Annotated in this window: 24 protein-coding genes and 3 tRNA genes; 12 read left to right on the top strand and 15 right to left on the bottom strand. The window is 45.5% G+C overall.

The genetic code is table 11. The features are described from left to right. Positions 1-124: 124 nt before the first annotated feature. On the top strand, positions 125-304 hold the full coding sequence (locus tag ACLVWR_RS06960; protein ID WP_413583117.1) for a hypothetical protein: 180 nt from the start codon (positions 125-127) through the stop codon (positions 302-304). Here ACLVWR_RS06960 and ACLVWR_RS06955 read toward each other — a convergent pair whose 3' ends face one another. From ACLVWR_RS06955 to ACLVWR_RS06945, 3 genes are read right to left on the bottom strand one after another with little or no spacing between them, the layout of a single operon-like run. Next, positions 305-565: a hypothetical protein gene (locus ACLVWR_RS06955; protein WP_340598284.1), complete on the bottom strand. Its 261-nt coding sequence runs from the start codon at positions 563-565 to the stop codon at positions 305-307. It lies immediately after the preceding gene. Beyond that, positions 552-944, bottom strand: a complete 393-nt coding sequence (locus ACLVWR_RS06950; RefSeq protein WP_413583116.1) for a response regulator — start codon at positions 942-944, stop codon at positions 552-554. The genes ACLVWR_RS06955 and ACLVWR_RS06950 overlap by 14 nt, the downstream gene beginning before the upstream one ends. A gap of 42 nt (positions 945-986) precedes the next feature. After that, positions 987-2,132 (bottom strand): hypothetical protein, encoded by a 1,146-nt coding sequence (locus ACLVWR_RS06945; RefSeq protein ID WP_413583115.1) that lies wholly within the window; start codon positions 2,130-2,132, stop codon positions 987-989. A 77-nt stretch (positions 2,133-2,209) separates the two neighbouring features. Between ACLVWR_RS06945 and ACLVWR_RS06940 the strand changes: the two genes are divergently transcribed. Further along, the gene (locus ACLVWR_RS06940; protein ID WP_413583114.1) at positions 2,210-3,778 is read left to right on the top strand and encodes a hypothetical protein; all 1,569 of its coding nucleotides are present in this window, start codon (positions 2,210-2,212) and stop codon (positions 3,776-3,778) included. A gap of 125 nt (positions 3,779-3,903) precedes the next feature. On the opposite strand, the gene groL is transcribed toward ACLVWR_RS06940, so the two are convergent. The 4 genes from groL to ACLVWR_RS06920 form a co-directional block, all read right to left on the bottom strand. Next, the gene (gene groL, locus ACLVWR_RS06935; protein WP_413583113.1) at positions 3,904-5,550 is read right to left on the bottom strand and encodes a chaperonin GroEL; all 1,647 of its coding nucleotides are present in this window, start codon (positions 5,548-5,550) and stop codon (positions 3,904-3,906) included. Positions 5,551-5,578: 28 nt separating this feature from the next. Continuing rightward, complete coding sequence (gene groES, locus ACLVWR_RS06930) at positions 5,579-5,866, bottom strand: co-chaperone GroES (protein WP_168196705.1); 288 nt, start codon at positions 5,864-5,866, stop codon at positions 5,579-5,581. 219 nt (positions 5,867-6,085) lie between these two features. After that, positions 6,086-6,655 carry a hypothetical protein gene (locus tag ACLVWR_RS06925; protein WP_413583112.1) on the bottom strand — a complete coding sequence of 190 codons (570 nt, stop codon included), beginning with the start codon at positions 6,653-6,655 and terminating at the stop codon, positions 6,086-6,088. Between the two features lie 119 nt (positions 6,656-6,774). Next, positions 6,775-7,344: a hypothetical protein gene (locus ACLVWR_RS06920; protein ID WP_413583111.1), complete on the bottom strand. Its 570-nt coding sequence runs from the start codon at positions 7,342-7,344 to the stop codon at positions 6,775-6,777. Positions 7,345-7,558: 214 nt separating this feature from the next. On the opposite strand from ACLVWR_RS06920, the gene ACLVWR_RS06915 reads away from it, so the two are divergent. Genes ACLVWR_RS06915 through ACLVWR_RS06905 form a run of 3 tightly spaced genes read left to right on the top strand, consistent with a single transcriptional unit; the run spans position 7,559 to position 9,764 of the window. Continuing rightward, positions 7,559-8,422 carry a hypothetical protein gene (locus ACLVWR_RS06915; RefSeq protein WP_413583110.1) on the top strand — a complete coding sequence of 288 codons (864 nt, stop codon included), beginning with the start codon at positions 7,559-7,561 and terminating at the stop codon, positions 8,420-8,422. Next, entirely contained in the window at positions 8,419-9,249 is an 831-nt protein-coding gene (locus tag ACLVWR_RS06910) for a metallophosphoesterase family protein (RefSeq protein WP_413583109.1), read from the top strand. The genes ACLVWR_RS06915 and ACLVWR_RS06910 overlap by 4 nt, the downstream gene beginning before the upstream one ends. After that, a complete protein-coding gene (locus tag ACLVWR_RS06905) occupies positions 9,228-9,764 on the top strand; it encodes a hypothetical protein (protein ID WP_413583108.1) in 537 nt (178 codons plus the stop codon). The genes ACLVWR_RS06910 and ACLVWR_RS06905 overlap by 22 nt, the downstream gene beginning before the upstream one ends. A 61-nt stretch (positions 9,765-9,825) precedes the next feature. Here ACLVWR_RS06905 and ACLVWR_RS06900 read toward each other — a convergent pair. From ACLVWR_RS06900 to ACLVWR_RS06890, 3 genes are all read right to left on the bottom strand, one after another. Continuing rightward, positions 9,826-9,901, bottom strand: a tRNA-Asn gene (locus ACLVWR_RS06900). A gap of 51 nt (positions 9,902-9,952) precedes the next feature. Then, positions 9,953-10,405, bottom strand: coding sequence for a hypothetical protein (locus ACLVWR_RS06895; RefSeq protein WP_340598274.1), 453 nt, complete (start codon positions 10,403-10,405; stop codon positions 9,953-9,955). An 80-nt stretch (positions 10,406-10,485) separates the two neighbouring features. Continuing rightward, positions 10,486-10,562, bottom strand: a tRNA-Arg gene (locus ACLVWR_RS06890). Between the two features lie 152 nt (positions 10,563-10,714). On the opposite strand from ACLVWR_RS06890, the gene ACLVWR_RS06885 reads away from it, so the two are divergent. Beyond that, a tRNA-Ser gene (locus ACLVWR_RS06885) sits at positions 10,715-10,805 on the top strand. A gap of 356 nt (positions 10,806-11,161) precedes the next feature. Continuing rightward, positions 11,162-12,052 carry a chemotaxis protein CheX gene (locus ACLVWR_RS06880; protein WP_413583107.1) on the top strand — a complete coding sequence of 297 codons (891 nt, stop codon included), beginning with the start codon at positions 11,162-11,164 and terminating at the stop codon, positions 12,050-12,052. On the opposite strand, the gene ACLVWR_RS06875 is transcribed toward ACLVWR_RS06880, so the two are convergent. Together ACLVWR_RS06875 and ACLVWR_RS06870 are read right to left on the bottom strand one after the other, a co-directional pair. After that, a complete protein-coding gene (locus ACLVWR_RS06875) occupies positions 12,049-13,080 on the bottom strand; it encodes a hypothetical protein (protein ID WP_413583106.1) in 1,032 nt (343 codons plus the stop codon). The genes ACLVWR_RS06880 and ACLVWR_RS06875 overlap by 4 nt on opposite strands. 2 nt (positions 13,081-13,082) lie before the next feature. Further along, positions 13,083-15,986: a type II secretion system protein gene (locus ACLVWR_RS06870; protein WP_413583105.1), complete on the bottom strand. Its 2,904-nt coding sequence runs from the start codon at positions 15,984-15,986 to the stop codon at positions 13,083-13,085. Positions 15,987-16,043: 57 nt separating this feature from the next. Here ACLVWR_RS06870 and ACLVWR_RS06865 point away from each other — a divergent pair, with 57 nt between their 5' ends. The 5 genes from ACLVWR_RS06865 to ACLVWR_RS06845 are packed head-to-tail and all read left to right on the top strand — an operon-like array spanning position 16,044 to position 21,036. Then, on the top strand, positions 16,044-16,982 hold the full coding sequence (locus ACLVWR_RS06865; protein WP_413583104.1) for a type II secretion system protein J: 939 nt from the start codon (positions 16,044-16,046) through the stop codon (positions 16,980-16,982). Between the two features lie 11 nt (positions 16,983-16,993). Next, positions 16,994-17,761, top strand: a complete 768-nt coding sequence (locus ACLVWR_RS06860) for a hypothetical protein (RefSeq protein WP_413583103.1) — start codon at positions 16,994-16,996, stop codon at positions 17,759-17,761. Between the two features lies 1 nt (position 17,762). Continuing rightward, on the top strand, positions 17,763-18,455 hold the full coding sequence (locus ACLVWR_RS06855; RefSeq protein WP_413583102.1) for a hypothetical protein: 693 nt from the start codon (positions 17,763-17,765) through the stop codon (positions 18,453-18,455). Between the two features lie 50 nt (positions 18,456-18,505). Then, positions 18,506-19,972, top strand: coding sequence for a spermidine synthase (locus ACLVWR_RS06850; RefSeq protein WP_413583101.1), 1,467 nt, complete (start codon positions 18,506-18,508; stop codon positions 19,970-19,972). Next, positions 19,969-21,036: a hypothetical protein gene (locus ACLVWR_RS06845; RefSeq protein ID WP_413583100.1), complete on the top strand. Its 1,068-nt coding sequence runs from the start codon at positions 19,969-19,971 to the stop codon at positions 21,034-21,036. Before ACLVWR_RS06850 ends, ACLVWR_RS06845 begins: the two co-directional genes overlap by 4 nt. Here the strand turns inward: ACLVWR_RS06845 and ACLVWR_RS06840 are convergent. From ACLVWR_RS06840 to queF, 3 genes are all read right to left on the bottom strand, one after another. Next, the gene (locus ACLVWR_RS06840; RefSeq protein WP_413583099.1) at positions 21,004-21,741 is read right to left on the bottom strand and encodes a hypothetical protein; all 738 of its coding nucleotides are present in this window, start codon (positions 21,739-21,741) and stop codon (positions 21,004-21,006) included. The genes ACLVWR_RS06845 and ACLVWR_RS06840 overlap by 33 nt on opposite strands. Positions 21,742-21,872: 131 nt before the next feature. Further along, positions 21,873-24,221, bottom strand: coding sequence for a phosphoenolpyruvate carboxylase (locus ACLVWR_RS06835; RefSeq protein WP_413583098.1), 2,349 nt, complete (start codon positions 24,219-24,221; stop codon positions 21,873-21,875). A 9-nt stretch (positions 24,222-24,230) separates the two neighbouring features. Continuing rightward, positions 24,231-24,740 carry a preQ(1) synthase gene (gene queF / locus ACLVWR_RS06830; protein WP_413583097.1) on the bottom strand — a complete coding sequence of 170 codons (510 nt, stop codon included), beginning with the start codon at positions 24,738-24,740 and terminating at the stop codon, positions 24,231-24,233. Positions 24,741-24,754 lie beyond the last annotated feature (14 nt).

The following is a 24,754-nucleotide window of genomic DNA, read 5'->3' as shown; positions in this document are numbered from 1 at the left end:
CTCATTTTGAGATTTGAAATTTCTAAGTACTTGATTCCTGGTGACCGAAATCCCGGTCTGAAACACCCGCTTTGGCATGTCGGATGCAATAGATGTTAAGTATCCAACCAACAAAGGGGATCATATGAAAATCGCAGCTTTTATCGCAATCGTAGTTTTCGCAATGTCTTCCACTTCATTCGCAGCTTGTGGTTCCCGCGCAGGTGGTTCTCTTTTCAAAAACACTGCAGCAACCACTTCAAACGTCGCTGCCACAGCTGTTAAAGTTGTTAAAAACTCAAACTCTAACGGTGCACTTCGCTAATTAACGAACTGCCTTTTCGTGAGAGCCTTCCTGAAAGCCATCCACAGTACTTACAACACCGTCTTTAACATGCACTGTAAGATTCTTAAGCGCCATCGCGCCCCCTGCAGCAGCACTTTGAATATACTGAGATACCGTTGATCTTTGCAGCCAACGGAATGCATAAGACTCAACCGACGCTCCGCCCACTTTTACCTGGGATAAAACAATCAATAGCATCGTAAATACCAGTGTTTTTAAAACGAACTTAACCTCTTCCATGCGTTGATTCCCCCAGCTGCGGCAACACTTTTGAAACGACTAATAATAAATTTTCTTTTGTAAATGGCTTGGTGATATAAGCGTCGAAACCTGCCTCATGGGCTTTTTCGATCATCGCATCGTTGTCGATTGTCGAACATCCAATGATCTGAATATCAGGATGAGCTTCCTTAATTGCACGGGCCGTTTCAAGCCCATTTCTTAATGGCATAACCATATCCAGAAAAACCAAATCGGGCAGTACAGAGTCCACCAAGCGGATTCCATCATTCCCGTTTTCAGCTTCACCGACACAAAGGTGACCGGCGTTGCTCATCATGTTTTTTATGAGTTCGCGCAAGAAGGCGGCATCATCGATAACTGCAAAACGTATCTTCATGGCTTCAGTATAGAAGCCATACCGCCTTTTGATGAGAGGATTTTAGTTGCCCCAACGATAGCCTAGGGAAAACACATAGGCCGAGTTGGTTACGCTGACATTCTTAGGTGTTGTTCCTGTACTTGGGTCTGGAACAGTGGCGCTGCCATCGAACATATTCTTTTCTGCAGATGCCTCAAGACCCCACAGAATCTGACTGGAACGCGACAATCTCCATTCTCCGCCCAGCTCCAAAGCCAATCGGGAATTTTCCGTCACGGAGCCAGAGCTGATATTGGAAACGTTGCCCTGCTCGGTGTGCTGCAAACGCGGGAAGAAACTGCCACCATAAACCCAGGCATAGTCCACCGACGATGGAACACGCATTTTCATTCCCAATCCAATTCCGGAAGTACTGATGCCAACACGATTTACCGCGTCCGTTGGTGGCTTCATTTTGCTGTCGCTGAACAGAAGTGCGAACTCCAAAGAGTTGGCCTTACGAGAATTTCCAAAGTATTTGCGAAGATTCAAACCCACATCAAGTTGCTCGTATTTCACCGCGACTCTGGAGGCATCTGCTTCCATGGAATCAACGTCCGACCCCAGAGAGAAAACAAACTTACCACTCACACCAATAAGTGGCGTCAACCACACATTGGCTTTAAAGCGAACCGCATTGTAAAAGCTTTGATAGTCGCGAAATGAATAGTTCGATTGAGAGTCGTTGTAGACAGCCAGCGGAGAAATCTCCACTTCCAGTCTATTGTTGCGAACATCTTCCGGGTGTACGGACTCTGCATAGTAATCATAGATTTTATCCGCTTTATTTGTGAATAAAGCCTCTGCCTGATCCGTGATGCTGGGCTCAACCGTAGGTACAGCCGTTGGTACAGGTGTAATTGAAGCTATTGGTGCCGTCGCCACTACTGCCTCGGGCGCAGGAGGAGGAGTCGCAACCACAGCTTTCGGAGCTGGCGATACTGTCGGCTCTGCCTCTACCACAGCAGCGGCTGTTTTATCCTCTTTCAGGGTCACAGACACTTCAGGAACTGCTTGGGCCGGATTACGATTTAACTTTGTTGGTGCTGAGTTCTTTCGAACCTCATAGCGTCCAGTGGAAAATCCTTCCAGACTAGACTGCGCGTAAGAATTCGAACCAAGCAGAGCAACCGCGATTATCAATGTAAAAAAAGAATGCATCTTCATAAAAATTATTTCGGCAACGGTCCGAATTACTTGACCCAAAATTGACGACTTTTCATTCGACGTGCAGAATTAAAAGTATGAAAATTAAGATTCTTTTCAGCATCGTTGTTTTTGCATTTGTGTCTCAGACCTTTGCCCAGAACGCCTATGTCAGTCCAGTCGACCAAGATCTCGCGATCAAGTCGATCGTGCTGGTGCCGACTACGGATAATATTGGTGGAATCTATGCGCGCCCAGTCGAAGAACAACTTCGCCAGCAGCTGAACGAGGACAAGCAGTGGTCTTTGGTAAATTATCCGAAGAATCTTGAAATCAAATCTGAATTGCTTGATGAGTCACCGGCTCAGGTTCAAAAACTTTTGCAAACAGCAAAATCAAATGCTGCCTTAACCACAAAAATCATTCGTGGCCCCCGCGGGATTTCCATTACGATGACTCTTTTTGTGGGCCGCGAAGGCTATCCTCTGCTGCAGGAAGTCCTGACTGATTATAAAGGTTTCGATACAGCAGATATCAAAACGCAAGCCTCAATTCTGTTTAACAATATCAAAAATAGAATGCCCTTCAGAGCGGAAATCCTAAGCCGTCGTGGTCAGCAGGTGACACTGAATCTGGGAAGTAACTACGGATTAAAAACCGACAGCCGCGTGTCCGTTGTACAGATCATCAAAGTAAATCGTCATCCAAAATTGAATTTCATGGTCAGCACTGAAAAAGAAGTTTTAGGCAGGGTTAAGCTGTTCAAGGTTGAGCCGTATCTAAGCTTCGGTTACGTTGAGCTTGAAAAAGAACCTGGTGTCATCGCAGTGGGCTCTAAAGTTATGCCCGATGAGTTTGTTAAGTACTCAACCCCTGTGACGACTCCTTCCGGAAAAATTCTAACCGACATAACGACAAGACCCGATAAAGACGTGGCTTTCGGTGATGATCCCCATGAGTGGGCACCCGAACCTCCCCCTCAGTTTGGTAAAGTAGAGGTATTGGCAGGTTTCTCTTCTTATTCTCAGAACGTGAAACTTACGACACCGACTGCGCAATCGATTTCCGGCAATGCGAATCTGGCACCTAACCTGTTGGTGCGTGGCGAGCTTTGGATTAATCCAGAATGGTATGTGGGCTTAAGCCTTCGCCAGTCCGTGTTCACGGTAGACAACAGCCTGACAGGTTCATCACCTGGTTCTTTGAATACAAGTATGTCCCAGTACTCAGTGATGGGCGGATACAACTTCCTGCTTTCCAATGATTTCTTTGGACCGAAAATTCAATTGAGTGCGGGATACCAGGATACCAATTTTAAAATTGATGACAGCACTCCGGTTGCATTCACATCCAATAAGTACGGTGGATTGTTAATCAGTCTGGGCGGATCATTCCCTCTGGGGCCTGAGCTGCCAATGGAGTTGGGCGGGCGATTTGATTTGTTCATGAATCCTACGATGAGTGAATCACCAAACAGCGGATCTGGCACCAGCAGCAAAATCAACAGCTTTAGTTTCTACGGAAACTATCGTTTGAAAACAAAGTTTGCAATCAAGGGTGAGTTGCTATTTGAAAACTTCAGTTCTGACTACAGCTCAACTGCTGATCGCAGCACCGTCAGCCACAAGATGACTACACTCTTGGGTGGGATTGAATACTTATTCTAAATACATTTCATCATTTGGATAAAAAAAAGCCTGAGGTTTGAAACTCAGGCTTTTTTTTGTTTTTGGGCTTGCCGGAATCCGCCGCCGCCGAGGCTTTGGCGGATGTAATTTAGCCAACGGCTAAATTACATCATACCGCCCATACCACCCATGCCGCCCATATCGTGGCCGCCACCAGCTGGCATTGGAGAATCTTTCTTAGGTGCTTCTGCGATCATAGTCTCAGTAGTAAGCATCAAAGAAGAAACAGAAGCTGCGTTAGTCAGAGCACAACGAACAACTTTAACTGGATCGATAACACCGTCTTTGATTAGGTCGGTGTATTCGTCAGAGTATGCGTTGAAACCCCAAGAAGCAGATTTATTGGAAAGGATACGATCCAAAACGATTGCGCCATCAAGACCTGCATTCGCAGCGATTTGACGAATTGGCTCTTCGCAAGCACGTTTGATGATCATCGCACCGAATGCTTCTTCTTCGTTGAATTTAGTTTTGTCGATTTTTGCAGAAGCGCGAAGCAAAGCAGTACCACCACCAGCTACGATACCTTCCTCAACAGCTGCGCGAGTCGCGTTCAAAGCGTCCTCAACACGGTGTTTTTTCTCTTTCATTTCAACTTCAGAAGGAGCACCAACGTGAATAACAGCTACGCCGCCAGCCAATTTAGCCAAACGCTCTTTCAATTTTTCTTTGTCATAGTCAGAAGAAGTTTCTTCGATTTGACCTTTGATAGCGTTTACACGACCAGTGATGTCTGCTTTTTTACCAGCGCCATCAATGATAGTTGTGTTGTCTTTATCAACAACGATGCGTTTCGCAACACCAAGGTCAGCGATAGTAGCTTGTTCAAGTTTGCGACCGATGTCTTCAGAAACAACATTTGCACCAGTCAGGATAGCGATGTCTTCAAGCATAGCTTTACGACGGTCACCGAAGCCTGGGGCTTTAACTGCACAGATATGAAGTGTGCCGCGAAGTTTATTAACAACCAAAGTTGCCAATGCTTCACCATCAACGTCCTCAGCGATGATCAACAATTGACGACCTTGCTTGGCAACGCCCTCAAGGATGGAGATCATATCTTTCATTGAAGAGATTTTTTTGTCGTAAACAAGAACGTAAGCGTTCTCAAGAACTGCTTCCATTCTTTCTGCGTTAGTTACGAAGTACGGAGACAAGTAACCACGGTCGAATTGCATACCTTCAACTACTGTAACTTCAGTTTTAGCAGTTTTGGATTCTTCGATAGTGATAACGCCTTCTTTACCAACTTTATCCATAGCATCCGCAAGCATTGTGCCGATTTCTTTATCGTTGTTTGCAGAGATAGAACCAACTTGAGCAACTTCGTTAGAACCTTTAACTGGCTTAGCCATTGTTTTAAGGTCTTCGATGATCATAGCAACAGCTTTGTCGATACCACGTTTGATGGACATCGGGTTGTGACCTGCAGAGACCAATTTTGCGCCTTCGCGGTAGATCGCTTGAGCCAAAACAGTTGCAGTTGTTGTACCGTCACCGGCTTCGTCATTAGTTTTGGAAGCAACTTCCTTAACCATTTGCGCGCCCATGTTTTCGAATTTGTTTTCCAATTCGATTTCTTTGGCAACAGTCACACCATCTTTAGTGATCATTGGAGAACCGAAAGATTTATCGATAACAACGTTACGACCTTTAGGTCCCAATGTTACTTTTACTGCGTTCGCAAGAGTGTTCACACCTTTCAAGATGTGTGCGCGAGCGTCTTCTGAGAATACTAGTACTTTAGACATGATTTTACTCCGTATTTAAATTTTTCGATTAGTTGAAAACACCAAGGATGTCTTCTTCGCGCATCATCAAGTATTCAGCGCCTTCAAGCTTCAACTCAGTTCCTGCGTATTTAGAGAAAAGAACTTTGTCGCCAACTTTAACTTCAAGAGGCAGGATTTTGCCGTCTTCAGTTACACGACCTTTACCAGTCGCGATGATTTCACCTTTTTGTGGTTTTTCTTTTGCTGTATCAGGAATGAAAAGACCGCCAGCCGTTTTTTCTTCTTCCGCCATTCTGCGAACAAGAATTCTATCGTGAAGTGGACGAACGCCAATTTCGTTCTTAGCCATGTAATGCCTCCGTTATGCACTTTTTAATTCATAAATAACAATGGAGGTAATATGAACTCGCTCCAAAAAGAGTCAAGGCGAGCCGCTTAATTTTTTTGATGTTTTTAGAGAGAGGATTGTTTCTTTGAAAGTGAGAGGCTTTAAGCCCTTAACGCGCCGAGCAGCGCGCTTTTGTTAGGAATTTTGTCTGTTCAGAGAAGGGAATTAGCGACCAGCTTCTTTCGATGTGTTCGTTGCACTGGCTGGAAGGTCTGACGCATGTGCGCCAAATACGGAGTTGGCGTAGGCATTCATAAGTTCTGCCACTTCTTCAGGAGAAAGTTTTCCTGCTACTTCCTTAAAGGCCGCCTTTTTATCGGAAACTTTTGTCAAATAACCCGCAAAGTAGTCCGTAACCGAAAGGTCCTTGGCCACTTCCAGGTCATATTGCTCTTCACTCAGTTGTCTTTCCAAAGCCTCAACCGAAATATTGTGAGCAGCGACTGCTTCCATTGATTTGCCTCGTGCAAGATTTGGATCTGTGCCGGAAGCTGCACGGCGACCGGTTTTTTGCGTTTGAATCTGACCCTTGATAATGGTCACTTTCAGCTGTGCCGAATTAACTTTTTCAGTTTTCCACTCGCGGTAGCTTTTAAATTGAGGTGTTGGAACCGCTGCAATTGCCGGGCGAACAGGGGAGGATGAAAATTTTGAAGCCGGTGCTGCATGCACTGACAATGCAAAAGCCGCCATACAGACAGCCATCAGCCCTGATAGGTACTTATTCAGACTCATCGATCCTCCAGATTCCAACATACGTGATTCGGGTTCATGGAATTCAATGTTTATGCCTGATAGTTTTATGTCCTAAATGCAATGTGTTGGATTTGAGGGATATTCAGGGCCTATTTGTGTCAATCTGAGCCGTAGAAAGTCGTACAGAACGGAACGTTGAATTTCCCGTAAACCTTGGTCCGCCCCGCATCCTTTGGCTTAAATTGAGCGCTGACTACACCCGCGACATTATTATTATCAAGCAGGTTTACAGAGGCCATGCCCTCATCGGCGATCAAATTTACTTTTGAATTATTGCTGACCCCATAGTCAGAAAAAATAAGCGTGGGAATGAGAGAGAATGGATCATTGGGATCAATTCTCCAGCTGCCACGGCTTAAAGGAACATACATTCGAACTTGTACTTTCGAACCCAATGCCACCGAACATGGATTATCAAATCGATCATTCCACAATCGGATTTCCAAAAAGTCCTTGTTGTTGCGCTTGAAAATACTGGCACGTCCCTGGAGGTACTTCCACTGACGGCCTTTGATCATGCCTTGCACTTGCTCGATGCTTTCCCAATTTTCATCCAACTCCACATTGTCAGTCGGAACTGAATTCCCAGAGGAATCATCCGCGCAACCTGCGAAGACAACCAACACCATAGCCAGCAATATAGATTTTAGAATACTTAATCGAGTCATGTACTGAGGAATGCTATCCAAAAGCATTTTGGGGTACAAGATGTTTTATAAAACATTCCCCACACTTTTTGGTGACGAATACCATACTCAAAATTAATAATTACTCGTGCAAAATTTTATCTTCGCCATTCTTATCTGCAGCTTCTTGTTTCAACCATTAGCTTTGGCTCGGCCACTCGGAACAATTCCGCAAATTCATGATCAGAATTTGCAAATGACATTTATGTTTCGCTCCGACTTGTGGACCTCCCCCTACACCTACAAAGATTCTCCAGTTCGTATCTCCGGCGGCGAAGTTCAAATACCCCTTTACACTGGCGACACCTGGGCGGCGTCTGCTGCGGTCTATTCTGAATCACTAAATCTGGGACGAACCGATTTTGATCTTGGAACGAAGGACATCTTTATCGGCAATGCTTTAAGGCAGGAGTTTATCGGAGCCGGGGCCCGAAAAACTTTTTCCAACGGCGACAACATCAGCGGTTTTATCGCTTCTGCAACGGCCAGCGATGATCCTTGGGGATCCGACCGCGATAAGTACATATATGCCGCTTTGATTTATCGCACGCGTTTGATTGATAATTACAATTGGATTTTCGGCATTGATCAGTCCGAGAATCGCGGATTTCTGAATGGCGAGCCGTTCCCGTACTTGGGCATCACCTACCACCTTGATAATGATATGGAGATCACCGTTGGTTTGCCTTTCTTTAGAATGAAGTGGAAGTTTGCCGATGACTGGAAGGGCATGGCCTCCGTCACTCCGTTTGGCTTCAATGTTTCTGCGGATAAAGAAGTCACACACAATACTGACGTCGGTGGGGTTGTGGCACTGAACGTGCGCTCCTATCTTTTTCACGAACGCACCGAAGATGACGACCGGCTCTTCTATCAGGAGATCATGGCTGAGGCCTATTTGGCCCGCGAGCTAACTGAAGCAACCCGCGTGATCTTTGCTTTGGGTGGATCCGCAGACCGCAAGCTCTATGAGTCGGAAAAAATCTATTCTCCGAATTCCCACGTAACATCCATTAAGAGTGACTTTTACGGCCGCCTGGCAGTGGAGTTCCGTCTATGATCAAAGTAATTTCTTACCTGCTTGCATTTATATTTTTAAGCTCCTGCGCTCCTTTCGTGGACTCGCCTTTTTCAGATAAATTGCTGCGACCCGAACGCGGCATGAACATTGATAATCAAGGACAAATCGGTGACGTTGATGGTGACGGCGAAATTCGGCTGGGAATTTTTTCGGACCCTCACCAAAACTATAAGGCATTGGATAAAGTCACCTTTGGCATGAATCAAAATGGTCCCTATGACTTTGTTGCCGGACTCGGTGATTACACCAACTCTTCCTACAATCTGGAATACGACCAGTTCATCGAATCACTCTCAAGGTTGGACGGCCCGCGCCTGATGGCTATTGGGAACCATGATTCTATCGGTGCTGGCCCGGAACTTTTCAAAAAAGCATTTGGTGATTTGAATTACTACATGGACCGCGGCGGTTACCGTTATATTTTCTTTAACTCCAACAACCTGGAAAGCCCAGAAAACTTCAGCTCACAATGGTTACGTGATACTGTCGATGGCGCAGACACCGCAGGTTTGAATGTCATGATCTTCACTCACACACCACTAAGAGATGAAGAACGGTTTCACGGCCAAGACGCTGCCAACATGGATTACGTAATCAAAAACAACAGAGTGAAAATCGTGTTTAACGGTCACAATCACGTTTATATGCTGGGCACTGACAACGGCACAATCATGCTTCAGTGCGGAAGATCCGAGGCCGAGCAGGGTGCACACTGGTTGATTGTCAGACTGGATACGGGCTCTGGTCAGTTTTGTATTAAGCGCATGGATACATTGGAGGAAGATTGTTCTCTTTCAATAAAATAGTTTTTATTTGCCTGATCTTTGTCGCATCACCCGCTCACTCCGGCGAGTGGCGCGCATTGATTGAGCGTGCTGGATTCATGGGATTCCTGGCTGCGGGAGTCAGCTATGAGTGGACTCAGGAACACGCGACTGATGTTTCATTGGGCGGCTATCATATCGATAACGAAACCTACTATCAGACCAATATCGGCTATCGTTATTCCCGCTGGGTTACCCCGCTTAAAGGCAATGAATGGCGCCCGCTTCAATTCGGCGGCTTCGCTGTCTATGCTTTAAATACTGACAGATATTTTTTAAGCTCGCCCGACAAATACCCATCCAAGGGCTACTATGACGAAACAGCTCTTCGCTATGGAGCAGAGTTTGGTTCAACCCTGACCTTTTTCCCAAGCCGCTTGGCCATAGGATATCGTGTGCGAATTTTCGATAACGGTTTGATTGCGATGTTCAACAACTCCAACCGCGATATTCAGTATTATATTTCTTCGGGATTTACTCTTCAGTACTTGTTCTAAGTGGGGGCTTGAATCTTGCCCCAGAAACTAAAAAACCACCTCAAGGGTGGTTTTTAAAAAATGGCTCAGGAGGAGGGACTCGAACCCCCGACCCAGCGGTTAACAGCCGCTTGCTCTACCGACTGAGCTACTCCTGAACATCGGTGAAAGCCAAATTATTAGTTTGGACCTATCTTGTCAAACAGAAATCAGGGCTGTTCCAGGCGCTTTAAGACTTTTTCCAGTAGGGTCGAGCTTAGAGGCATGTCGTCGACTTTGAAAAAGGATGTATTTGGGACCTGTTCCATGGTTTTAGCCGCTCCCTTGGCATCCGTTGCCACCAAGCGACGAGAAAACTGAGATGTCTTCAACACTTCTTCCGAAATAGACCCGATCATAATCTCGCAGGCCGAGCTAATATCTTGGACCGACTCCAGGGTCTTTTGAACCTCACCCTTTTCATTCAGGATTTCGACTTTTTTCGTGTCGGCCGGGCACCAATTCAAGGGCCGCGTTTCTCCACCCAACAGTAAAGACAGGGCACTATCGTCTTTTTGTGCATCACGGGCGAATTGAGAGGATCTTAATTGCTGCATTCCATAGATAACCAGTCCAAATGAACCAATCATGAAAGCCACTTTGAGCCAAAACTTAAAATCCATGCGTCCTCCGTTACGGAAAACAGAGTAATGCCTTTTGGCTGCGTAAGGTATTGAATTTATGGGATTAAAAAGGAAAAAAATGGTGCACTCGAGAGGATTCGAACCTCTGACCACTTGATTCGTAGTCAAGTACTCTATCCAGCTGAGCTACGAGTGCACTGTGAAAGAGACGTATGTTTAAGCCGCAGTAATCAAAAAATCAAGCATTCTTAAAGAAAATTGCAAAAAGCACCCCGTTATTGCCTCCCCAAGCCTTGATTTGGCCTCCCGGCTATGGCAATTTAACGTTTCAGCTCGAAAAGAGTCCGCGGAGAAGTGGGAGAGTGGCTGAATCCAAGCGTTTGCTAAATGCTCGTACACCAAAAGTGTACCGAGGGTTCGAATCCCTCCTTCTCCGCCATTTAAACCTGCCTAGAGCAGGTTTTTGTGTTTCTAGGGCATTCTTTTTAAGAACGGCTCTATAAAGATAGCGGGACATGATCCCCGCTGTTTAAATCTATCTTTCAAGGCCGTAGTTACTGTTTTGTGAAATGCAAGATCCTGTATCAAATTAAACCCTATTTAGTGGGGTAAATTAAAATAAACCCGTCGAGAATTACTCATCTTCGGGCTTTCCCGAAAATTCTCACAATCCAATTTTCTCCCTCATGGAATCATTAAGTCGCTGCCATCAAGGACCGATAATTAGTTAGGGTATCTTGCATCTTCATGTATTCCCTCACAATCCCAAACCACTTATGAGCGGGCCACTAAACCATGAAGACTCGAAAAACGATCCTTATTGTCGATAACAACTCTGGTCTTGATAATTTGGTGCGAGAGCCGCTAGGCAAGCTATTGCGGGATTCCGATATTGCCCCTGTCGTCGTGCGCGCCAAAGACGGTGCCGAGGCCGCGATCAAAACTGAGAATCAAAAATTCGATATGGTTCTAATTGATACAGAGGTGCCACGTCTTATGGATGGTGGTTTCGTCTATGGTCTGCACACCTATAAGAACACCCAGGATGCAAGCCTGATTGTGGTCACACAACGTGATAGCACAGATCTGCCAGACTCTCTTCGCCACTGCACAATGCTTAAAAAGCCCATCACAGCGGATGAGCTGATTCAGACCATGATTAAGATTCTGAATAGCGGGCCCGCGGCCGTAGCCACCGCTACAGCTTCCAGCAAATATGCCGTGGATGTTCGCGTGATTAACGCCGTCATCAAGGCGACGACCAATGTGTTCGCGCAATTTGGCGTGCAGAATATCACCATGGGTAAGGCAGAAACTAAATCCCCCCATGAATCCTTGATGGGTGAAATTTCCTCTGTCGTGGAAATCAAGTCACAGTCGTACTCTGGGTACCTGGCAATTTCATTCGATAAAGGCAGCTATTTGGAAGTGGTCTCCGTAATGCTGATGGAAGAACAAACCGAGCTCAATGCCGAGAATCAGGATGCAGTCGGTGAGATCAATAATATTATTTTCGGTAACGCCAAATCAGAAATCACAAATTTCGGTGTGCAGCTGACAGTTCCAAAGGTTCTGATTGGTGCGGGAAGCCTGATCACCTGTCCTCAAGGATCAGCGGGTATGCTGATCCCCTTTGCAACAACCAAAGGAAAGTTCTACCTGACCGTCATTGCGGTGCCAGTCTAACTAAGCAAACGAACAACTTTTGTTTTAAATGCGATCTGTAAAGCATAGATCGATCGCACCACGACTTCGACAGCGACAAAGATAAATAGCCACAGCCACTCAAAGGCCCGCGGGTAATGCCCCCAGAAGTCCATGAAATGAAGACCCATGGGTAAAAACGCAAGATGCATGAAGTAGGCGACACCAAAATGCTTATTCCAAGCCAGATTGGAAACCAAGTTCATACCTTTTATTTTCCCTAATGCTGAGTTGATTCTTGGATCAAGACTGACTCGCATTAAAAACAAGAACACCACAAAGTGCTTCCAGAACATCAATGGCTTCTGCTTGAAAACGTAAGCCTCAAAGCCGGGACCCGCAGGGAAAGGTCCATAGTCTGGAGCAATCACAAACAGCAAAACAATTGCTGAAATCCAGGCCGCCCATTCCCATTTTTTTACCGCTTTAAAGCTATCTTTGAATTTTTGTGACCATATCACCGCAATTGAATGAAACAGCACCGGCACCGCAAGCCACGGCATTAAATTCCAACCTGAAAACTGAACCGCGTCTTTTATCTGCAGCATTCCTTCATACAGTTCAAAAGGAACGCTCAATATAAGAATACTTGCTATGGACAAAGCCGTGCGCAGAACCAGATTTCGTGGCAACGCCAGCACCAGCAGAAGGGCAAATATCAAATAGGAATAAACATCCCAATCCCATGTGCTGGGATCCATCGGGGCCGGAGCATTTGCAACAGACAAAGTTATCAATCCAAAAATCAGAACAAAGAAACGCATGGATTGTTTGGCTCTGGCTTTTAATCCAATCAGAAAAAAACTGAGGGCCACGATAAACAGGCCGCCATACTTGAAAGTATCACCAACCCATCCGGTAAGATTATGGTAGTTGGAAATTTCCGGCGGCAGCGAGATCACATCCTGATAAAACGTAAACTGCCAAACGTGAAAGTACAGAATCGCCGTCATCGTGGCGATTCTGAGAAGATCAAATCCATAGATTCTATGATTGGTTTTTTCAGTCATGCTTAAAGATTAACATCAAATAGGTTTCTATCCATCGTGCAGAACGGCAATCCCGCATCTCCGGAACCCATGTTCTCATAATATTTTTGAACGTTATGAGGCGCATCGATCCAAGGATGCTCCGGTACGTATTCAGGAACCTTACAATCAGCGTAGCACCATTTAGGACATGTCATAGGACCCGTTTTGGAATTCGAGTTTAGACATGGATCCCAGGAAATCTTGGAATGCTGACAAGCGAAGTTCATACCCACCAAATCATTTGGATCCGCCGTTGGCAGCGCACAACCAGAACCAGTAGACACATACTGAGCACCCGCCGGAACAATTGCCGAAGTTACTGGACAGTTCCCGGCCACAACTCTTGGATCATTAGATAGAGTGCTGGTACTTGTCGTAACACTACACTGTTCATTAAAGTTCGACCAATTCCACAATTGATTATTTTGCGGATTCTGCGGCCCCTTATTGAACTGAACTTCCAGACAAGCATTTCCGCCCTGTGAAATACCCGGTTTGGAACTGTTGAAATTAATCTTCTTGCCGACTTTCACTGGATAACAACCCATAAGCGGATACAGATTATTATCATCCAATACCTCACTGCTCTCTTTGATTACCTGAAACTTACCTGCTGAGCAGCGCACGGCCACATAACAGAACTGCTGATTTTTAGAGTTGAAGGCCGTATAGATCAATTCGTCCCCAGGAGTGACCTTCGCATTTGGATCCATGTTGTAGGTATAACCCTTACCGGTGCCATTCGAAGTTTTGTATCCCAACTGCGGCTTGATTCCATTCAAACTTCCGTAAGCGGTGTTATCGACATAGAAAGTACTGCCCGGAACGCAAGAGTTCTTCTCGAGCTGCGAAATATCCATGGCATCATCAAGTGGAGCGGACCATCCAGGGCTTGGCGGGCGAATGATGTTACATTTCTTACCGCACTTGCATCCGTTATTACTGTCGTCGCAAGACCGGTACTTCCCGCCGGCGGAGTCAGGAACATAGTTACGTCCCCCGTCGCTGGCGCAACCCAAACCGCCGTTATAGCAGATAACTGCCGCCACACCAGACGCGATGGCGATCGTTAATGCCGTAATGGAAATCCAGGCAACTGCCCCAACACCCATAGTTACGATAACGAGTACTGCAAACAACACCCAGTTAAACAGACCGCCAAACAAACCCTTACCACCCTTACAAGGTTTGCAATTACACGTGTAACAAGGAGGTGGTTTGAAATAGACATGGGGATTGATCTCTTTAATTGGCGGACGTCTGTCACCACCAATACCCGGCTGATCCATCATTTTTTCCTGCGCGGGCACATAGCTCAGATTTCCCGCAAGATCGATCATCGCAATACCAAACTTCATTTCACAGCCCCACATACGCGGGTTGCTTTTATCGCCGCGAATCTGGTTGTACGTGTATTTGTATTCCACGTATGGCTGTTGAACATTCATTCCCGGGAACTTGAAATTCGTACCGGAAGATTTAATAACCTCCACTCGATCGGGTCTGGAATTACAGAACTGCATCTGCTCACATGGCACCCAGCCGGTGTAACGCATATCCCAGGATTTATCGAAGCTGGTCTCAGCTCCCCCGTTGTAAGATCCCGGACACCAATTGCCTGGTGAGTTTTTAAACCACTGTCTGGAAGTATCCAAACACATCGGCACCACACCACCGTCTTTATGCATATTGTAGACGCGGAAAGTGACAACCAAATCAATATAGTTCTGAGCCGTTTGCGAACATAAAGGCCTGTCGCGATTCTCGGGCCACTTGGGGTTTGAAGAATTGTATGGCTGAAGATTCGTTAAGATCGTTTCAAAAGGATGACCCAAGCAATTCGCCTGCGATCCTGAACACTTCGTTCCGGCGCGCAAACCGTTCGTGCGATTTGTGTTATCAATGATCGCACCGGGCGTGGCCGCTGACGTTTTCACATAATTCACGTCATAAAAGAAATCGACGACATTTTGCTTATCTTCCGGCAGCGAAAAATCTTTCGTGCCTTCGCAGGTTTCGGACTGTCCTTTATCATTTATGAAGTTCGCACGCAGGGTAACACGCAGACCGTCTTTATCACTCATCCAACTCGGAAAAATCCCAACAATCTGTCTGGTCTGAGGTGAGTATCCAAACTGCGGTTCATAAGTTACATTGGATCGCTCACCATTACGAGGACGAGGCCAGTAATTGCCACAAGCAGTGCTCATGCTGTTCGAAGCAAGATCGTAACGATTCACTTTCAAGGATAGATTTAGATTTTTCAAACCACCCTGAAACTGACTGCTTAGCGCCTGACTATCCACACTAGTCAACAAACTCACTGGCGAGAAGGCATTGCAATGTCCAGAATTGTACTTTGTCGCCAAGTACTCCATCGAGCCTTTCAACAACAGGGGAGTGTAAAGCGTCAATCCATCATTTCGTATTGGAACGTCTTTGGTGGTCGTTGCGGTTTGCGGAATCTTGATAGTTTTACCAGGATTTGCGGAATACAGAACCCTGCCAGGGGCCAGATCAAACATCTTACTTCTTTGCGCATTGAACTGCGGATCAAACGAGTAAGAGCCAGCCGGGATATCGGGTGGAAGAAACACTCTCTGACCAATAGCACCGGCTCCGCTTACGCCCGCCATGCTGGTGTTCATTTTTGGCGGATAGCTGTCTAGTGAATTTCCCAATGAGTTGATTCGGGAAAAAGCCGTGTCGAGAACCGCCTGGCAGCTCGCCGAGGTTCTCATCTCTTTAATAATTTTCCCTTGTTGGCTAAAGAAAGGCATTGCTAGAATAAAGATCGTGGCAAGGATTCCGATCGCAACCATCATTTCAAGAGCTGAAAAGCCCGAGATATATTTATGACTGTTAGACCTGTCGCTTCGAAACATTCAAAATCCCCCACAGTAAGCCATTCAAGATGTACTTCAAATTCTAGCAGTGGGAAATTGGGGCAACAAGGTTTTTCCCTGATCGAACTTTTGCTTTCCGTGGTCCTAGGGTCGATTCTTTTGTATGGTGTCGGAGCATTGATCTCGATGGCCACGAATCAAAGTGAGTCACTGACCAACAGAATTCAGTCGGAGTCTGATCTCAACGATATTTCGTTTTATCTGAAACACTTCGCTTCTCAAGGCATAAACGTCGAAGATGGCAGTGGGCGCAACCTTAACAACTGGAACTCAACCGGAAGCAGCCAGAATACCGGCTTCGTCAGAGCCGATTATCTGGCTTCAGCTGGCTTTAATGCCAACGCAAATCCTGCTCCAGTCGACACGGTGGGTATCTTTTTACGAGACAACATGCACAGCGAGTACACAGCCGTTCCCAGCCTGGGTGATCGTTTTCTGCCTACGGGAATTTATTTTCAAAGGCCCACGGCAAAAACCTTCGGAGTCTTGTATATAGATCTTGGCCGATCGCAAGCCGCCGGTACGGTAACAATCGGTCCTTCACGGGATGACCTGTGGTTTGGCTCCATCGTTGACTTTCAAGCCACGGAAAGACAAGTCACCAGATTCGACATGAATAATCCCGATCAGGATCCGGCACTATCCAGCAGACTTCGGCTGTCCTCGGTGACTTTTAAGATCACCGTACGGGAATATCTGGGACAAGAAAACAGTAAGCGCGATTACACCTGGTGCCCTCCTGCTGCGATGACACAAGCTGAGTGCAAAACAACCAGTCCCTATAAAGATGTCGAAAGGGTCGTAAGAGTCACCTTTCGGGATAATGTCCTTGGGTTTTCCTCTGCACAAATGGCGCAGTCATCTGAAACTCCGGTTACTCTGCGCAATCAAAGAAGACCCATTTACCGTCGTCCCTATGATTTAATTTATTTTCTAAAACCTTCTTATCCGAGCGGGCAGCTTAAGAGAAACTAGGAGTCTATTTTATGATGCCTAAATCATTGCGGTCGAAAAAAGGTTTTGCAGGGGCGATGCTGGTCATTGCCATCGCAGTCGTTGTCGGCGTTATTATCGTCGGTGTCGTTTCCAAAATGGGAACACTTAATAAAAGCTACGATAAGTCCCGCGCATTCTTTGATTCCGAGATTGCCATTGAAAATTTCGCAGTCTCCCTAAAGGGCGCCTATGATAAGGCGAACTACCTTCGTGATATGCCGCCACAAACTTCAGGCACTGCTGCGAATGACGACTATGGTTGCCCTGGAAAAATAATCAAAATTGGAAGCGGGGCTAAAACGATTCGACTGTGCTGGGAATACGCTGCGGGATTGTGTTCAAAAAGGTCCCTGAATGCAGGTCTCGATATCTGTGTCGAACCCGGAAATCTGCAGGTCAATCTGCAGTCGCAAGATGAGTGGATGGTCGCCTATCATAGCAACAACTCCGAAAAACCAGACCAGTTTGAAGTATTCAAGGAAGCTACCAGACAGGTCATAGCTGAAATCAATTTGCCACAAGCTCATGCTAACCTTGATGTCTTCATACCAGCACTTCCGGCCATAACTTCGGTCAATAGCATACCTCTTAACACGACTTTACGGAATCGTCCTGAAGCACCAAATTGTTCACTACCTCAGTACCAATGCCTGAAAGTTGCATTCTGTGTAAAGAATGGCTCGTCTTGTTCGAACTCCGAATTGATTCGCCAAACATACTTATTCACCGTTCCTGCCTCCACAACGCAGGGGTATTAAGGTGAAAGCGGACACAAGATTTCGCTTTATTCTTATCCTGGTTTTTTTAACGGCTTTCTGCAGTTACACCTATGAACTGGTGCTGGCCAATATTCTCTCTGTTCTTTGGGGTAACGTCGTATTGCAGTATACGATCACAACCGGGATCTATATTTTCGCAATGGGTGCAGGCGCTTACTTCACTCCTGTGCGCTTAAACTCCAAAAAGGTTTTTATCTGGATCGAAGTCATAATCTCCCTTCTGGCAATTGCTTCTCCGCTTCTGTTTGTATACTTTGATGCAGGATCGAAGTTCGTATCCGTGCCCTTATGCTATTCCCTGATCTTTATGATTGGATTCTTTTCGGGAATGGAATTGCCCTTGCTTTTACAGGTTATGCAAACAGAGACAAATGCAAAAGATCAGAACGAAAGAGCACTGTTCCTGGATTATGCAGGCATGTTTGCTGGTGGCATTCTATTTGCGCTTATCTTAAACAGGCAGTTTGGATCAATATCGGTAAATTTAATTCTGGCTTTGATTAATCTGGGTTTGGCATTCATTTGCTGCTTTTACTGGGCCAGCAGGGAATCTCAGCTTCGCAAAATTGAACTTCCCTTGTTATGCACAATCTTTTCCACAGTCACATTTGGAGTTTTGTACAACTTGTCCTTCTATCAGGAGCTGATCTCTAAGTGGATAATCGCAAATTAAAACTACTTTCTTTTGCTCTGTCCTTTTGTGGATTTGCCTACCAAAGCGTAATGGCAAAGACCTTTGCCGTATTCCTGCAGGAAGAAGTTATTGGCTTCTGTCTATCCTCGGCCCTTTTCATTTATGGTATTGGTTTGGGAAGCAAAAAGTCCTCTAACGCCAAAGACGCCTTATCCGGACTGTTCCGGGTAGAATTTCTATTGATGTTTCTGGGTGCGGTTTCACCCATGCTGGTCACATATTTATTCTTTATTCCAAGCCTTGGACTCATAGAATTCTACGGATTTCGAATTCCTAGTGGATTATTGATGATCGTTTTCGTCTTAAGTAGTGGAGCCATCTCTTTAGCTCTGGGCTATTTGACTGGATACGAAACACCCCTGCTATTCCGCTTACGCAAAGACACTGAAGATAACATTCAACTGAATAGAATTCTGGCTTTCAGCTACTTTGGTGCGTTAGCTTCAGCTGTCTTTGTTCCGCTGATACTTATTCCCCATCTGGAGATTTACGGCAGTGCCATTCTGATTTCCCTCTTAAGCGGCAGCATCTGTATTTACCTGGCGACACAATTACCTGATAAAAGAAGCCACCTACAAAGATCAATCGCCGCAGCTGCATTCATCCTGGTATTTTCGGTGATACAAATTCCTTTACAGCAATGGTCCTTGCGCATGCGCTATTTCGTGAACTACCCAAAAATCATTTCCAGTTCCTCAGAAGTGGTTGAATACATTCGGGGCTTAAAAAATAATATACAAGTTACCAGACATCTTAGTTCCTATCAGGCCATCGACGTGGTCGAAGGTCAAAGCGACGGCGAATCTTACTTCAGCCTTTGGCTGAACGGGCAATACCAGTTTGATTCCAGATATGAAAAGTCATATCACGAAGCCTTCCTGGAAGGAGCCACACATCTGTCCGGCATTGCGCCCACCAAGATCCTTATCTTGGGAGCGGGTGATGGATTGTTATTGCGTGATGTTCTAAAAAAGTTTCCATCCGACGCTGAAGTAACTCTGGTAGAACTGGATCCACAGGTTTTGAAAATTGCCAAAGAGGATCCCCGTTGGCGCAACTTGAATGAAGACTCCCTTCACAACAATCGCGTGGAAGTTATTACTGATGATGCCTTCCACTTTCTTCGCGAAAGCAAGCGCACATGGAATGCGGTATTTTTGGATTTCCCGTACCCCTATAGCGTAGAGCTTTCAAAGCTTTATAGCCTAGAATTTTACAGAATCCTGAAGCGCAAACTGGATCCACAGGGCTTCATCGTCTTTGACTTCCCAACAAACGAAAGTGCTGACATCATTCACTCAACGCTTGCAGAAGTGCCATTTAAAAACATCGTGGCTTTTGAAAAATCTGAAAGCTTTGTATTCGCATCTGATTCCCAAGTGATTGACTTAAGCAACGAACCTAAAAGTGAATATAAAATGATTCCTCTGCCGCCTGTGGAAAAGTCTCTGGTAAATTCGCTATTTAAGCCGCAGCTACCAAGGATGTGGCAATGACTCAGCGAAGATTCCTGGCTCTGGATATTCTAAGAACCTTCAGCGTGATTGTGATTACATTCTATCATGTATGGGAATCCGCTTTTGGCGAAGACCGTATGTTCTTCACTAAAAGTCAGTCCATTTATGCCTATTTGACTCAGTTCTTTGTCGACTACTGGAGCTATTCCGGAATTATCCTGGCGCTGATCTCATTCTTTTTGATTGGTCTTTCAAAAAAAGATATCAACTGGCCACGATACTTACTGGTCTCAATAGGACTGGTGGGAATGATGATTCACGATCAGGCACAAACTGAGTATCAAAATTGGAGTTGGAATTTATACGGGTATCTACTGGTAAGCTTGCTGACCGTACAAATTCTTCCCAACAATAAAAAAGCTCTGCTCACACTGAGTGTGCTCTCGTTGTCTTTGCTCTTTATTCCTATTGAAATATTTCAGTCGCTCAAACCATCGGACAGTCCACTCTTAGGCCAGATGCTGATCGGGGATTTGGATGCTACGACAACTATCGGGTGGGGACTTCTACCTTGGCTTTCAATTCCAGTACTGGGGTTCTCGGTAGGGCGAATGATACGTGATCTATCCACGAATTCACTGGTATTTACAGGCTTCAAATACGAGGTACCGGTGCTGCTGACCGTGGCTGCGGGATTGATTGCACTGTTTCCGTTTAGAAGCGATGTTTCAGTTTCTTCAACAGGATTTTATTACTACGTATTCTCTGGATCAGTTTGGTTTTTTTGGAGTCGTTTCGCGGTGATACTGATTTGGATTCGGATTTCCTGTTTGAATTCAGCAAATCAATTCCTGAGCCGATTTAAAATTGTGCAGCTGAACTCAGAGCTTGCCTGGAATCGACATTTTGGTCTTTGTTACTTCATCCAGTTTATATTTCTGTCTTGGGCGTCGCAGCTGTCTTTAGAGTTCCGGGCGAACCCTTGGCTTATGGATCTTTTTTGGATTGGTATGGTTGCAGCAACCGAGGTGCTTGCTCGGCTGCTGGTTATCAGACTTCGATCATTCAGATTAACGGCTAACAAGCTGGTCAACAGAACCTAAGATCTTGGACATTCTTGTCAAAGACTCATTGCGGATCTTTTCAGCCAGTCTTTCTTCAAGGATGTTGGCAGAAGCGTCGTTGCCTACGATAGCTTTAAGCGCCGATTTCATAGTGTCATCGTATGGTAAGGAGAACTGTTCGCTTAATACCGACGTTGTTTCACCGGACACTGCCAGCAAAGTCAAAGCAGGTTGCTGAGTGATTTCTAAGGTGGCTGCCGCCTTGTTGTATCCAGCAGTTTTTAGTGCCTTCAATGCTTCGCTTTTCCACTCTTCAGTTTCAGCATTCAAACCCTGGTCGTTCTCGAAAAATACATTCAAAGAAAGAAGTGGTTTTTTATCATAAACATTCAAAAAGTTCAGAGCTGCTTTGCGAGCCGACTCACACGAATCCGCGTTAGCCAAAACCGATTTGACGTCGGCAATTTCCCGGCTCAATGACTGCCCCTCTGCACTTTTCAATTCAGCTGAAGACAGTGCTTTCAGGGATTCAGAATTGGATCTTAGTATGTCGATTAGCTCCGCAACTGATCCCTGGCGTTCCAATCTAAGGAATTCAGCCTTAAGAGGGTGAATCACTTGAACCACGCTCATTTCATTCGCAATACATTGTTTGATTTGATCAGCGCTGATCTTCGCAAAGGAATTTTGCCCGATCAATAGAAGGGAAACAGTAAGTACGCCGCGAATTGAAAAGTTCTTCATCTTTAGATCCTTTGGTTCGATAAATAAATCCACCAAGGCAGTTACAAGAATCGGACCTTCCTCTGTGACAGCCTATTGCTCCCAAAGGTTTAATGTGTGTCTAAAACATGGACAGGAGGCCCTTTCGGTCCCTACCCGGTGGTCAGCATCCCGCTTGCAACACCCGTCACTGTCTCCCTTAACAGCAGTAGGTTCTTTTCCTTCAAAGCAATCAGCTGAAGGACATTGAGAGGGTGAATCAAGGGCGAGCGCAAAGAAATGCTTGTTCCAAGCCATGGCCGATACCACAGCAGATTCCTTTCTCCCGTCAGATCGCGCACTGCCTTGATGCAGGACTTATGCTCCTGCTGAAACTCACGAATATACTTGGTCTTAACCTCATCCGGCAGCTTGGAGTTTGAAACGTATAGCGCAAAGATGTTCAAATCCATTTTCTCAAGCGTGAAACCCAACGCCTTAATGTAGGAACTGAACAGCTGCGACTGCCTGAATGCAGATCTGTATTCCTTTTTCTGCGACTCCTTCAAGCTTTTCCAATAGCTTCCAAACGCCCACCAAGTCGGGAACAACGTACGTGTTTGTGTCCAGCATAGCACCCATGGGATTGCTCTTAAGCTTTTCAGTTCAACCGCGGACCCCTGCCTTTTGGAGGGACGAGATCCCAGTCTTAAATTCTTTAAGTATGAATAGGGGGTAGCCTCTTCAATCAGTTTCAAAAAGTCAGGATCCTGCAGAGTCATTTGATAGTGGCTCTGGGTGAAATCCGCCATTCGCTTTAAAGCCATATCGACTTTCTGTGATGTTTTGCCTTCTGACTTTACAGACTTTCTGTCTCTGGCATTCATGATTCTTTCAAGTTGTCGCTGCAAGATTTCTGGCGCTGAGTAGTTTCTGTAAATCATCTCACCCTGAACGGTCACTTTCACATTAAGCAATGCGGATTGTGGCCACCAATCCGTCTGCTCCTGAACCGAACCACCCCCACGCTCAATGCTGCCACCGCTGCCATGAAAGAACACAGGTCGCAGACCATGCTTCATTATAACTTTTTCTATTTCAGAAATCGCAGTTTTCACCAAGTATCTGGATGCAAACGATCCATTTTGCTTGGCGGAGTCAGAGTAACCCAGCATAACTTCCAGATCTCCAGACCATTTTTGTTTTACGATGGATTTTCTATGAGCACTTTTTAGGAATTCCACAATGATGTCCTTTCCGTTGGACAAAGAGTGTGAACTTTCAAAAAGTGGCACGACGGGCAGTCGATAGTCTCCCAGATATCGCTTCGTCAGCTTCATTCCCGCCTCGATATCCTGAACAGACTCACAATTACTAAGCACAAAACCACGAACATAGTTCTTGGGATCATGCTCGGGGGACACACGACTTAGCATTTTCAACATTCTGGCTATATTAAGCTTACTGCTGCTGTCCAGAGCCGCCTCATGGACCAAGCTGCTGTCCTCGCGTATCTCCAACGGAACCACAAGTCCCGGAAATACTTTTAAGAACGTTTGAATTCGCTGCAAAAGCGGTGAATCAATCCCAAAAAGTTTTCTATGCTGATTTCCAAGTCCTAATATAGCCATCTTAAGTTTGTGCAAACGGTTCGCATCCCTGGCCCGAATCAGTTTCAAAGAACGAAGACTTTTTTGGACGGACCGAAGGTCATTTTTTATACGGGTGATGTGACGCTTTTCCTGAGCACTTACTAAAACGAGTGGCTCCATGTCGTGCTGAAATTCCTTAAGAGATTTTGAAAGCCATTTTATCAAAATTCCCCGGGACATATTTAGACTGGAGATCATCGTTTTCTCATCCACACCCGGATGACCATCTTTATCGCCGCCAACCCAAGTGCGAATGTTAAAGGGCTGCTGCTTCAGACGCTGGTGAATGAATAGATCAATGATCTCATCTTGCAGACCCAAACCATAAACATACTCCGCCTCGTCCATGACAGAGGGTTTTCTTTGCTTGGACATAGGGATATGCCAGGCCCACTTTAGCAAAACGTTTAGCTCTGCCTGATCAGATAAGCTTTCGCCGAAAAGACGGCGCTCCAGTAGCGCTTGAATTTTTTTAAAATAGTAAAGCGTATCGGCATTACGGGATTCCGTCGGATGAGCAGTCAATACATGGATTGTACGACCGAATGTGTGCTTCTGATCCTTTGCGGCTGAGGATTCTAATTTCAGACGATAAGCGCGATACGCAGATTCGCAGGAATTTATAATTTCCAGCATCAGAGAAAATGCATGGGCGATTTGATATTGTTCTGTGATTGAAAGTTTTTGGAGTTCCACTTGCAGGGCAAGAAGACCCTTCAGGGATTTGGATTTTTCAGACTTAACATAGCGTCTGATTCTTTCGATCCGAACGAACCCGGGCCTACCGAGCTCAAATTCGATCACCTTCCCCAACTCCGTTACTGACCAATCTACAAGTTGCGTAAGTTCGCGGGGAAGACGTTCATGCATAAGCCCTCACTAGTAGAGCTTGCTTAACTCCATTGAATACTTGCCTGGAGCAAACTCACTCATTCGCTTAGTCCAAAGGTTTTGATAAAACTTCTCCTTACAAGCGTAACTTGCATAAGGGAAGATCGCAATTCCTCCGCGCGGTGTGAATTCACCAACAACTTCAATGTATTTTGGCTTCATTAGCTTTACCAAATCATCACAGATTGTCTGGATACAATCTTCGTGGAAGTCTCCGTGATTTCTGAAGCTGAACAAATAGAGTTTCAAGGATTTGGACTCAACCATTTTCTTGTCAGCAATATAGTTGATAAAAACTTTTGCGAAATCAGGTTGTCCTGTTTTTGGACAAAGAGAAGTAAACTCTGTGCAAACGAATGTCGTCCAGGCGATTTTGCCGGGATTCTTGTTATCAAACGCTTCCAGGGACTCTGGGGAGTAGTTTGAAGGATAGTCCGTTTGGGTTTCACCCAAAGCGAAATTCTTTAGTTCTTTTGCGTCTCTGCCAGTCTTTTTCATAGGGGATTTTCTAT

It is taken from the genome of Bdellovibrio sp. HCB288, from assembly GCF_047305935.1.
Lineage (GTDB): Bacteria > Bdellovibrionota > Bdellovibrionia > Bdellovibrionales > Bdellovibrionaceae > Bdellovibrio.
This window is presented reverse-complemented; position numbering and strand designations above follow the sequence as displayed.

Coding starts and splice junctions, on each gene's coding strand:
- ACLVWR_RS06960 (WP_413583117.1), top strand. CDS start 125: ATGAAAATCGCAGCTTTTATCGCAATCGTAGTTTTCGCAATGTCTTCC.
- ACLVWR_RS06955 (WP_340598284.1), bottom strand. CDS start 565: ATGGAAGAGGTTAAGTTCGTTTTAAAAACACTGGTATTTACGATGCTA.
- ACLVWR_RS06950 (WP_413583116.1), bottom strand. CDS start 944: ATGAAGATACGTTTTGCAGTTATCGATGATGCCGCCTTCTTGCGCGAA.
- ACLVWR_RS06945 (WP_413583115.1), bottom strand. CDS start 2,132: ATGAAGATGCATTCTTTTTTTACATTGATAATCGCGGTTGCTCTGCTT.
- ACLVWR_RS06940 (WP_413583114.1), top strand. CDS start 2,210: ATGAAAATTAAGATTCTTTTCAGCATCGTTGTTTTTGCATTTGTGTCT.
- groL (WP_413583113.1), bottom strand. CDS start 5,550: ATGTCTAAAGTACTAGTATTCTCAGAAGACGCTCGCGCACACATCTTG.
- ACLVWR_RS06925 (WP_413583112.1), bottom strand. CDS start 6,655: ATGAGTCTGAATAAGTACCTATCAGGGCTGATGGCTGTCTGTATGGCG.
- ACLVWR_RS06920 (WP_413583111.1), bottom strand. CDS start 7,344: ATGACTCGATTAAGTATTCTAAAATCTATATTGCTGGCTATGGTGTTG.
- ACLVWR_RS06915 (WP_413583110.1), top strand. CDS start 7,559: ATGACATTTATGTTTCGCTCCGACTTGTGGACCTCCCCCTACACCTAC.
- ACLVWR_RS06910 (WP_413583109.1), top strand. CDS start 8,419: ATGATCAAAGTAATTTCTTACCTGCTTGCATTTATATTTTTAAGCTCC.
- ACLVWR_RS06895 (WP_340598274.1), bottom strand. CDS start 10,405: ATGGATTTTAAGTTTTGGCTCAAAGTGGCTTTCATGATTGGTTCATTT.
- ACLVWR_RS06880 (WP_413583107.1), top strand. CDS start 11,162: ATGAAGACTCGAAAAACGATCCTTATTGTCGATAACAACTCTGGTCTT.
- ACLVWR_RS06875 (WP_413583106.1), bottom strand. CDS start 13,080: ATGACTGAAAAAACCAATCATAGAATCTATGGATTTGATCTTCTCAGA.
- ACLVWR_RS06870 (WP_413583105.1), bottom strand. CDS start 15,986: ATGTTTCGAAGCGACAGGTCTAACAGTCATAAATATATCTCGGGCTTT.
- ACLVWR_RS06860 (WP_413583103.1), top strand. CDS start 16,994: ATGATGCCTAAATCATTGCGGTCGAAAAAAGGTTTTGCAGGGGCGATG.
- ACLVWR_RS06850 (WP_413583101.1), top strand. CDS start 18,506: ATGGCAAAGACCTTTGCCGTATTCCTGCAGGAAGAAGTTATTGGCTTC.
- ACLVWR_RS06845 (WP_413583100.1), top strand. CDS start 19,969: ATGACTCAGCGAAGATTCCTGGCTCTGGATATTCTAAGAACCTTCAGC.
- ACLVWR_RS06840 (WP_413583099.1), bottom strand. CDS start 21,741: ATGAAGAACTTTTCAATTCGCGGCGTACTTACTGTTTCCCTTCTATTG.
- ACLVWR_RS06835 (WP_413583098.1), bottom strand. CDS start 24,221: ATGCATGAACGTCTTCCCCGCGAACTTACGCAACTTGTAGATTGGTCA.
- queF (WP_413583097.1), bottom strand. CDS start 24,740: ATGAAAAAGACTGGCAGAGACGCAAAAGAACTAAAGAATTTCGCTTTG.